Below are 10,176 nucleotides of genomic sequence, written 5' to 3' on the forward strand. Positions count from 1 at the left end.
TGCTCACCTCCAGGCAGACACGAGACCGGCCTCGACTGGCTTACCCCTGACACTCAAAGCCAGCAACTCCCCCAACCGCTCCTGATGCTCAGGACTCAACTGCTCTATTGCTTGCTCTAAGCTCTCACTGCTGTAGCTTGAGGCCAGCTCCTGAAGCTGGGCAACGGTTTCACACTGCTGTAAGGCAGCACACAAGTCAGCCAGGGCAGGATTGGCCCAGTCAGGTAGCGACGGTGAAGCAGCTAAGGCTGGTGTCTGTGCAACAGCGTCAGGAGGCACTTTCAGCAAGTCCCAGACTCGCAACACGTCTTGGCTACGACCGACCTGAACCTGGTAACTCGCAGTTTGTGGGTAGAAGCGGAGCACCACGCCTCGCTCTCCCGGTCGCTGGCGTAGCCCTACCACTTCCTGTGGATCAAAGGCGGTTGCTGAAGGCGGCTCTGAGCCGTTTTTGCTCACCTGCTGCACCCAAGTCTGCTGCTCCGGTGTTAGCAGCTCGAAAGCCTGTTTCAAGTGGGGTGTAGGAGTCTTCTGTTGCAGCAGCTCTTGTTCCTGGTGAGTGCGACACTGCAGCAGGCGTTGAGCGAGGTGCAGCCGTAGTTGGGGCGAAAGGGGCTCAACTGCTTGAGCAGCAATGGTTGCGCTAGGTGGTTCAGACTTATTCCTAGTGTCACTACCTAGATCTAAAGCACTAGGAATAGTGTCTGACCACTGCTCCAACCTCTGTAAGTCCATGCTTCTGAGGATCTTGCTGATTGCTCCTTGTGTCAGACCGACCAGTTGAGCAATCACTTGCTGCGTTAGCTTCTCGCCGCGCTCCTTAAGCTGGGCAATGACCTGCACCACTCGCTCTCGGCTCAGCTCGGGCTTGGACTTTGCCTCTAGGCTCAGGTCTCCAGCCTTCAGCAGCTCCACGGGTTGGTTCAGGGGGTAGTCGCTCAACCAGTAGACCGTGAGCCGCTCTCCTGGCCTGCAGTTGGCTCGCAGTCGTCCTATCGCCTGCTCGATTTCGGCCAGGGTGCGCTGCCGGATGAACTGGGCGAGGCCTGGGTCAGCACTCTCCATCAGGTCCGCGACCCACCAGGGACCACCAGAGTCGAGGTTGGTCGCAGTCATGGGATAGGTGCGCAGGCTGCTGCCACTGGCCGGATGCCGCCCCTGCATCAGGGCATACTCGTCGCTTAAGGCACTGACATTGGCAATCGGTGCCCCGACTAGAACCAGGACGGTGCAGTGTTGGTGAGCATTACTGCCACGGCTGTCGCGGTGCCACAACCCATCCCCAGCCCGGCTGAAGTGCTTGCCATCGATCACCCCCACTCGTGCTTTCGGATGACGCGCTCGGATAGCTTCAAGTACAGCCTCAGTGCGGCGCTGTTGTTCGTTGCCCCGGCGTGAGCCCAGTAGACCCAGACCCGTGACGTGCTGGATGGAAACTTGAGCGACCTGAGTAGGTAGGGCCTGCTGCAGGTGAGCTACCGGTGCTCCCAGCCAGGCCTCAAACTCTGCTGCTGGAGCCGTGGCATCAAGCAGAATGCAGGCAGCAACGTTCGGGTGCTGCAGTAGGTTGAGGAAGCGTTGGTTGCGGGCAGTGATTTGCAGACCGTTGGTGTTGAGCTGGAGCCTGCCGTTCCCCTGCACTGCTTGCCAGAACTCGGGCAGCCAGCGCAGGGCGATTTGCTCCTGGGCCTGGGCGCTCAACTGCTGCGCACTGGGACGGAACAGCTGCTGCAGCCGCCCTGGCAGGTCCGAGAGCTCGGTCTCGCCATCGGGGGCCAGGTTCAGGAACTCCAGGCCCTGATGCGATAGCTCCTCAATCTGCTCGAGTGAGAGCTCTGGCAGGGGTGGTAGGTGGGCGAGGACCTGGTCGTGAGCCAGGCCGTGCAGTGGCAGCTCTAGCTGCAGAGCAGCGCGTAGGGCAACAAACAGGGGAGCTAGCAGCGCCGCCTGCTCGGGGTGGGTCTGCAGGAGGTCGGCAACGGTGCGCTCAAGGTCGGGCAGCTGGACTCGGAAGCTGCGCAGCCAGGGGTGCCTGCTCGCCTCATCGACAATCAGCAAGGTCTTGCCCAGGAAGTCATCGGGGCTGAGGCTTTCGGGATGAGCAATGTAACGGGGCTCGACGGTCACCCGGCGCCGCTGCTGCAGGTAGTTGATGGGGCCACTGCCCGTGCGGCAGCTTTTCTGAAACGAGCAGCTTTTGCAAATCTCATCGCCGGTGGCCGGTCGGTTGCGGGCGGGAAGCAGTTCGGCCAGCTGCCAGCGGTCGCAGTTGGGCGGCACTACCAAGTCCTCGTCCCCGGGCTGAGCGCGACGCAGCTGCAGGGTCCCCTCCACCGGCACGCTCACCAGTCCCCCATGCCGTCCCTGCAGCACAGGCCACTCTCGCAGGGTGGGGGTACTGACATTGCGCGGGTCGAGGGTGACATAGATGGCCTGCTCACAGCCGAACAGAGCTGGGTCGAGCAAGCCAGCGTCGTAGGACTTGCCCAGTCCTACCCCTGAGGTGTCGAGCACTAAGCGATGGCTGCGGCTGACAGCTCGCCAGGCAGGCAAGCGTTGGCCCTGCTGGTACTCCAGAGGCGGACGAGCCGCTGCGGCAGGATGAGGTAGTGGCACTGGAAACTCCACCTGCCGCAAGCCGGTGCGGTGGGGGCGAAAGGGCTCTAGTTTCTGCCGAGTGGCCAGCGGGTGTAGCTCGAAGAACGCCTCGGGGCTGATCTCCTCAATCTCCCCACCTCTGCCCGCGACCAGTAGCTCGTCGATATCCAGGTGGGCTTCCTTACGCTCCTGCCCCCACCAAGCAACGCTGACCTCATAGCCCCAGCCCTGCAGATACCGAAATAGCTTGTGGGTATTAGCCGGAATGCTGCCAGTGTTGTTTACTGCACCAGCATCAGGGTAGAAGATAATACGCAACTGTTCAAAGCCTGACCGCTGCTGCAGTTGCTCCAGATAACCTCTGAGGGTTGCTAGGCCAAAGTGTCCTCCCGAGGCACCGATGAAGACTTGGCCTGAGATCTCAGCGGCAATCGCACTCTTGAGTACGCCCTCACACAGCCCGACAACGCCTAGCACTGGCTGAGCTGGAATCTGGCAGGCTAGGGGTAGCTCGCCGTTGGGCAGCTGAGGACCATTGCCTCCCCCTCTCTCGCTGCTCCACCAGAGGTACTTGGGCGAGCCTGAGTCCGTCTTGATTTGGGCTCCTAAGATACGACCGGTCGGGTCGCAGCACCACAAGAGAAGGCCGCGGCTACCGACCAGTCGCTCGCCTCGTTGGTCAATGCCAGCTAGAGCAGCGCTGACACCTGCTATCTTGCGTCCAGGCATCAGGCTGCGGTAGCCCAAGCGTGCAATGACCTCCAGACTCAGGCCCCGTCGCAACAATTCTTGGCAGTGAGGTGTGCTAAGCCCTAACTGAGACTGAAGAGCCTGATACTGCCCATGCCGCTCGTCCTCATCCAGCAGCCTGCTGCGAGCTTCAGCAGCCTGCTGCTCTCGGTCTCGGCGTTGACGCTCGCGGTCGAGCTGGTCCTGCCAGGACAGCTCCCTGTGGCGAGGGGCAACACGTTCCCGGATATCACGGCTTGTGCAACCACCGCTCCAGCACTTGTACTTGCCGCTGGTAGTAGAGCCTTTAAGGGAGTTGCCGCCACAGACGGGACAGGTCGCTTGCCAGGAGCGCCCTCGTAGCTTGAGGTTCTCTAGAGCTTCTAGGTGCCTCCGGATGTCGAAGGCGCTGTAGAACGTACTCTTCTTTCTGGAAGCTTGCATAACTATCGCTCTTCGGGTAGAACTAGCTCCCTTAAAACGGGTTCCTCAGTTGGCTAACTTTGGGGCTCCGTTCTAGTAGCAAGGTGCGTTTGATAGGTGATCTGGTGCTCACCAACTGGCGGTTGCTTGTGCTACTGCACAGCCCCCTGTCAGCTGATAGGGGGAATTATGTCAGAGGTTTATAGGTAAGTATTAATACCTAAAAATAGCAAAGGCTGGAGGAGGTTGTTATATTGCTTGAAACCCGCTCCCAATCTGCTTTTCAGAGATTTTAATAGAAGAGAAATTGGAGTTTGTCCTGGGATCCTAGAATTTTTGTTATATCGGCCATAACTCAAGCAGGACAGGGCTTTGACACGATTTAAGCCTTGTGAAGTCAGGGGGAGTTTGTCCTGGGATCCTAGAGCAAGTTTGTCCTGGGATCCTAGAGGTTTGTCCTGGGATCCTAGAGGTCTTGTTATATCGCTATAAGCCTTGTGTGGTAAGGCTTTAAGGCCGATTTTTGAGGGTAATTTTTTATAACAAGCTAAATAGATCCAAGAGGCCTATGGAGGAGGGGATCTCAGGGCTGTTTGTAAGATGGACGACAGAAGCAGGGTTAGGAGAACCTGCGCACTATTTGGACGAGTGTTGTTAATTGGGTAGGGGTAACAACTGCCTCAATCTGGCTTCTAGCTCCAGTGTCACCGCGCGTCTACCATTCACGAGCTGTGAGATGAATGGCTGACTCACACCCAGAAAGCCCGCGAGCTTCGCCTGATTCCAGCCTTTGGCCTTGAGACCTTGCTTAATCTGCTCACTTGTCAAGGTAACTTCTGAGATAGATGGAAGCTCTTGGGTCTCGAGTACCTCAGCTTGAGTTGTTGTCAACTCTGGAATCGATGATGGCTGTCGGATAGTGACTTCAGCCATCAACAGCTTGTCCAAGTAGCCCCGAGGCTTACGAGCGTCATTACCGGGCCTGAGCAACTCCGGGTAGGTTTGAGGATCAAACTCTATTCGCCAACCTAGCTGTGTAAGTAACTTCAGAGCATTGTCCCAGTTTTGCTTCAAGTCATACGCTCGGCGACGGTCACTGCGAGCCATGTCAACAATAAGCCTAGGTTGTACTACTTCAAGCAGTCCACCAACTTGATATCTACCGCTTGGATGGAAACGGTTATCAGTGGCAAGATGAATTGCAAGTCGTAGAGCTAGCTCGTCATGGTAAGGGTCCATTTTTAGGATTTCTTGAGCTAACCATCCAAATTGATACAAAGCTTCCTTTGCCGTACCACCTGCTTTACTCAGGAAATGCTGAGTCCACAAGCCCGGTTGAACAGTAATGTAAACTTCTCCCGGCTGATTAATCTCTCCTCCAAGAGTCAATTGCCCGTGTAGATCTATCAAAACGTTCCACACTCTACCTACAGGAGTACTGGCATCCGCTGCTTTTTTTCCTTTGCTCTCAATCCAAACTGCTTTTACTACCAGGCAATCCAAGATATAAGCAGCTTTTGCTACTTCATTGAGTTTTTGCGAGAGTAGCAAGTCAGTTCTTCTATCCCAACCCAATTCCTTGACAATATTGCTTGCTTTCAAAGTAAAGCTGCTCTTCCAGGGCTCTCTTTGTTGCATCGTATGAGCAGCAAAAATGAGATGCAATTTTACAGTGTTAAAACCGAACTTATCGATGATTTGTTCAGCTGCCTCCCAAGGAAGCATCGTGATATCACCAGGAGTAGTTATGTAATGTTCGATATAGTTTTGAGAGCTAGTCTTAGTTTGATGGCGAAACTGTGCAATTCCACTGGAGCCCTGGCACCATAGGTCCTTTCTTAGTTGAGCAGCAATGCTGCTGACCATTGGATCTGCCGTGGGGATAGGTACAAATTTCTCGCTCTGAAATAACTGAGATTCTGTTTTTAATATTGGCTGGCTTGGTGTACCGTCAATTAACCAATTAAGCTTCTTCAACTCAATATCAATATTGCTTGAAAGGGTATGAGCAGCCTTGAACCCAAACAAACTGATGAGATAGGATTCTTTCAGATCGACATCTGCGTCGTCTGGTAAGGACGGATTCAGATCAATCTCTGGAACTCCGGGAAGCAGTTCAGGTTTTTTGTTTCTTTGGACCCAGTCATCTAGTTCTCTTTGAAACTGTTGGCTTTGTTGCTTCCAAAAAGCCTCCGAAACTTGCAATAGATCTCCAAGTCTGTTCACTACTTCATCTGTAACAGTAGGTGAAGTAGATTCTTGCCCCTTTTGTTCGGCTACTCTGCGATACAGCTCAGAGGCTAGATGAGATAAGGCCAAGTACCGGATGGCTTGAGTGCAGTCTCGGTTTACCATAACTTGTGAAAATTAGAGAAGTTGACCAAGAAAGGTTTGAACTTTAATTCTGTCCCCTCTGGGGCTCTAACAAAGTAATGAGTCGATTGATGCTTTCAGCCTGCTGTGCTGCAACCTGGGCCTGTTGCTCAGTAGTAGCCTGTACCAATGCGCTGATCGAGAGCGGCATACCTTTGCTCACTACTCTCGTGCAGCCCTTGAACCTCAATTCGAGTTGCTGTTTGCTCCTCTGCAAGGCGGCCTGTCAAGTCAGTCAGTAATTCAAGATTTCGATCTAGGCGTTGCAGGATCTCTAGCAGGCCTTCAGGCTGCTCTGGGTAAGGGTGGCCATTTTCAGGAGTTTGACTAGTCATGGGAGAAATCTGTTTACAGACTTAGAATGTCCTAATCAGTTGTATAGGTCAATACCCACTGAGTTCTAGAGTTGTGAGCAGAAATTTTTGAAGGAGAGATGCATCTATTGAGTGCCTCTCTTATGTAGCCACTCCAGAAGTTTTCTTAATGGTCAATTATAGATCTGAGAATTTACAACAGTTTCAAAGATCGCTGCCAAATTAAGTTTGAAGGTTTCATTAGAATCGGAGATTTCTCTGGTAGAAAAGAGACAGCATGAGTCTAGAGTTGTCGCCATGACCGATCCTGTCTTTTTAACTGCTAGTGCAACCGTTATGCTTGCCTTTCAGAAGTTTATCGAGTCTGGTGCGGGCGAGGTAGCCAAAAAAATTACGACAGATGCGATCGTGGCAATGGAAAGCCTGCTGAAGCGCATCTGGACGAAGCTGCGGGGCAGATCCCGGATCGAGGAAGTGAAAGCTGCCATTGAGCAGACCCAGAAAATCACCCCGGAACAGATCAATCAGATTGTGGCGTATTTGCAAGTGGCAATGGACGACGATCCGCAGTTTGCCAATGAAATTCGAGCGATGGCGCAACCGATTAACGCTGGGAGGATTGAGGACAATAGCTCGATGGTGCAAAACATTTCTGACAACGCCAGAGGCTGGCAGACCAAGGTGAAATGCGGCACGGCATACGTTGGTGAAATTCATATGCATGTTAAGGAGTCGTAAGCGATGGCTGCATTCCCACCCTTGCCAGAGGAGATTCAGCAATTTTTAAATTCGCTATCCAATGCCGACCTTCAGAGATTGGCGATGTGGTTTGTGGCTGGGCAGGCAGAAATACAGCAATGGAATGTGGGCAATGCCAAGGGGTATCAGGTACGGGTGGAAGGGGGAACGGTTTATATTGGTGATCATTACTCGATCGCTGCCGATACGTTAGAGCAAGTCTTAGAAAAACTGCTGCGCGATCGCCAGTTGCCAACGATTGGCATTCCCCAGAACCTACCCTACAGCGGCGTGGCTAAATTTGTGGGGCGGCAAGCTGAGCTAGAACGCTTGCATCAGCAGCTACAGCCAGGAAGCCCCGTGGTGATTTCGGCAGTGTCTGGTATGGGCGGCATTGGCAAGACCGAATTAGCACTGGAATATGCTCGTCAACAGTGTCGAGCGGACGCTTATCCGGGTGGTATCTGTTGGCTGAGGGCACGCGAGGATGTGGGAAGCCAAATCATCAGTTTTGCTCGATCTCTCTTGAACTTAACGCCACCGGACAATCTGGAATTAGCAGAAAAGGTGTCCTGGTGCTGGGGACGTTGGCGGGAGGGAACCGCGCTCGTGATTCTGGATGATGTGCAGGACTATGCAGAGGTGCAATCAGTTCTGCCGCCCACCGAATCACGCTTTAAGGTATTGATGACGACGCGATCGCGTTTCGGATCACCTGTGCAGGAAGTTCAGCTTGATGTCTTGTCGGAAGCAGAAGCACTGGAGTTATTGCGCCTGTTGGTGCAGGACGAGCGGATTGACCAACAGTTAGAGCAAGCCAAACAACTTTGTGACTGGTTGGGCTATTTGCCGTTAGGTGTGGAGCTAGTCGGGCGCTACTTGGCCAGGAAACCGGATTTGTCGATCGCGGAATTGCTGCAACGGTTGCAGAACAAACGGCTGGACGCGATCGCCTTGAAACAAGCCGAACCGGAAATGACCGCATCTTTAGGTGTCGCTGCCGCGTTTGAGTTGAGTTGGCAAGACCTGGAGGAATCGGCACAGCAATTGGCATCCGTCTTGAGCCTGTTTGCCTTGGTCGAGATTCCCTGGACGCTGGTGGAACAGTGTTTGCCAGCGATGGATGCAGAGGAGTTGGAGGAGATCCGCGATCGCGCCCTGTTAAGAGCTAGTCTACTGAAGCGCGTCGATCAGGGAATGTATCAACTGCATCAACTACTGCGAGAATTCTTGGCCGCCAAGCGATTGCAACGGACAGATGACCCGGAATTACAGCGGCAGTTTTATCAGGTGGTGATTGCCGAGGCAAAAAGAGTTGAAGAAAAACCAGAACGATCGCTGATCAAAGAATCAACGATCATGATTGCCCACTTGCAAGCAGCGATCGAACGGTTATCCAACACAGAGCAGGCACTAGATTTAGCCACCTGTTCAAGTTGGATTGCAGTACTATACAACTCGCAAGGACGCTACGCGGAAGCCGAACCGCTGTTTGTGCGATCGCTCTCGATTCGGGAGCAACAGCTAGGAGCGCAGCATCCCGATGTGGCACAAAGTCTCAACAATCTAGCAGAACTGTACTACTGGCAAGGACGCTACGCGGAAGCCGAACCGCTGTTTGTGCGATCGCTCTCGATTCGGGAGCAACAGCTAGGAGCGCAGCATCCCGATATGGCACAAAGTCTCAACAATCTGGCAGGACTGTACTACTCACAAGGACGCTACGCGGAAGCCGAACCGCTGTTTGTGCGGTCGCTCTCGATTTGGGAGCAACAGCTAGGAGCGCAGCATCCCGATATGGCACAAAGTCTCAACAATCTGGCAGGACTGTACTACTCACAAGGACGCTACGCGGAAGCCGAACCGCTGTTTGTGCGATCGCTCTCGATTCGGGAGCAACAGCTAGGAGCGCAGCATCCCGATGTAGCACAAAGTCTCAACAATCTGGCATTCCTGTACGGTTCGCAAGGACGCTACACCGAAGCTGAACCGCTGTTTGTGCGATCGCTCTCGATTTGTGAGCAACAGCTAGGAGCGCAACATCCCAATGTGGCACAAAATCTCAGCAGTCTGGCATCCCTGTACAACTCACAAGGACGCTACGCGGAGGCAGAACCATTATTTCAACGATCGCTCTCCATTCTGCAAAACCAGTTTCCTGCCGGTCATCCTGTAACAGCGAGAGTTGTGAGTAATCTGGCACACCTCTGCGATTTGCAAGGGCGTTACCCTGAAGCAGAATCCCTTTACCTGCAATCCTTACCCATCCTGTTTGCTCGGTTAGAAGAAAACCATTACTGGAGACAGGAAGCGACAAACAACTGGCGATCGTTCCTGCAAGAAGTGATTCAAGAACAGCGCACCGATGAACTCTCAGATGATCCGATGACGCAAGACCTGTTGCGACAGTTGCAGGAGGAGAATGGGGAGTAGTGATTGTCTTTGGAGCCAATTCCTATATCTGCAAGTTTGCTGGATGATTATCGCGCCTGGTCACCAGGTTCCAAAATTGAATTGGTAAACGGGCAATTGATCGTTGAAGACAGTCTCGTTCACAGCCGTCGATTACTGAGCCAAATTCTTCGAGGGTGGGGGATGGAAGCGATCTCTGCCTATTTTTTGGGATGGCGTCTGCGTAATCGTCTTCTAGGAGCTATGTAGTAGCCTGGTCGATTAGGTTTTCGATCGAGTGTTTCGAGTGCAGAACGGGTTTCCCTTAAGTTAAGAGCTAGTAATTGCTCGAAGATTTGTAGACCAATCTCACGGTAGAAAGGTTGACGATGTAATTTGATAGCAATCGTGGTTAAGCTTTCTGCAATCAGGGCAGTTGCTCGTGCTGGATTTGTAAGTTCTGTCGCTATACCGATCAGGCTTTGGCAAATCTCTACTATAGCTCTACGCGCATACGTTAGGACATTGCTTGAACGCAGCATCCACACAATCTCGAAAGTTCTCAAACTCATCCAATCGCTGTCGCATCCAATTCTTCAGCACAAACCAC

The 10,176-nt window shown here is 53.2% G+C and carries 6 protein-coding genes and 1 pseudogene; 3 read left to right on the forward strand and 4 right to left on the reverse strand.

Annotated elements, in window-relative coordinates; all coding sequences use genetic code 11:
* Positions 1–3: 3 nt before the first annotated feature.
* The 3 genes from H6F94_RS25130 to H6F94_RS25140 all read right to left on the reverse strand — a co-directional run bounded on the left by H6F94_RS25130 (position 4) and on the right by H6F94_RS25140 (position 6,458).
* Positions 4–3,771 (reverse strand): hypothetical protein, encoded by a 3,768-nt coding sequence (locus tag H6F94_RS25130; protein ID WP_190805030.1) that lies wholly within the window; start codon positions 3,769–3,771, stop codon positions 4–6.
* Between the two features lie 633 nt (positions 3,772–4,404).
* On the reverse strand, positions 4,405–6,069 hold the full coding sequence (locus H6F94_RS25135; RefSeq protein ID WP_199320656.1) for a helix-turn-helix transcriptional regulator: 1,665 nt from the start codon (positions 6,067–6,069) through the stop codon (positions 4,405–4,407).
* A 164-nt stretch (positions 6,070–6,233) separates the two neighbouring features.
* Positions 6,234–6,458, reverse strand: coding sequence for a hypothetical protein (locus H6F94_RS25140; protein ID WP_190805031.1), 225 nt, complete (start codon positions 6,456–6,458; stop codon positions 6,234–6,236).
* A 276-nt stretch (positions 6,459–6,734) separates the two neighbouring features.
* Between H6F94_RS25140 and H6F94_RS25145 the strand changes: the two genes are divergently transcribed.
* The 3 genes from H6F94_RS25145 to H6F94_RS25155 are packed head-to-tail and all read left to right on the forward strand — an operon-like array spanning position 6,735 to position 9,836.
* Positions 6,735–7,175: a hypothetical protein gene (locus H6F94_RS25145; RefSeq protein ID WP_190805032.1), complete on the forward strand. Its 441-nt coding sequence runs from the start codon at positions 6,735–6,737 to the stop codon at positions 7,173–7,175.
* Positions 7,176–7,178: 3 nt separating this feature from the next.
* Entirely contained in the window at positions 7,179–9,608 is a 2,430-nt protein-coding gene (locus tag H6F94_RS25150) for a tetratricopeptide repeat protein (RefSeq protein ID WP_190805033.1), read from the forward strand.
* A 3-nt stretch (positions 9,609–9,611) separates the two neighbouring features.
* A complete protein-coding gene (locus tag H6F94_RS25155; protein WP_190805034.1) occupies positions 9,612–9,836 on the forward strand; it encodes a hypothetical protein in 225 nt (74 codons plus the stop codon).
* Between the two features lie 234 nt (positions 9,837–10,070).
* Here H6F94_RS25155 and H6F94_RS25160 read toward each other — a convergent pair.
* Positions 10,071–10,176, reverse strand: a pseudogene (locus H6F94_RS25160) (IS630 family transposase); the annotation flags it as partial.

This window comes from Leptolyngbya sp. FACHB-261, from assembly GCF_014696065.1.
GTDB lineage: Bacteria > Cyanobacteriota > Cyanobacteriia > FACHB-261 > FACHB-261 > FACHB-261.

What these genes read in the sequence shown, in the direction of transcription:
- H6F94_RS25130 (WP_190805030.1), bottom strand. Translation starts at nt 3,771, where the DNA reads ATGCAAGCTTCCAGAAAGAAGAGTACGTTCTACAGCGCCTTCGACATC.
- H6F94_RS25140 (WP_190805031.1), bottom strand. Translation starts at nt 6,458, where the DNA reads ATGACTAGTCAAACTCCTGAAAATGGCCACCCTTACCCAGAGCAGCCT.
- H6F94_RS25145 (WP_190805032.1), top strand. Translation starts at nt 6,735, where the DNA reads ATGACCGATCCTGTCTTTTTAACTGCTAGTGCAACCGTTATGCTTGCC.
- H6F94_RS25150 (WP_190805033.1), top strand. Translation starts at nt 7,179, where the DNA reads ATGGCTGCATTCCCACCCTTGCCAGAGGAGATTCAGCAATTTTTAAAT.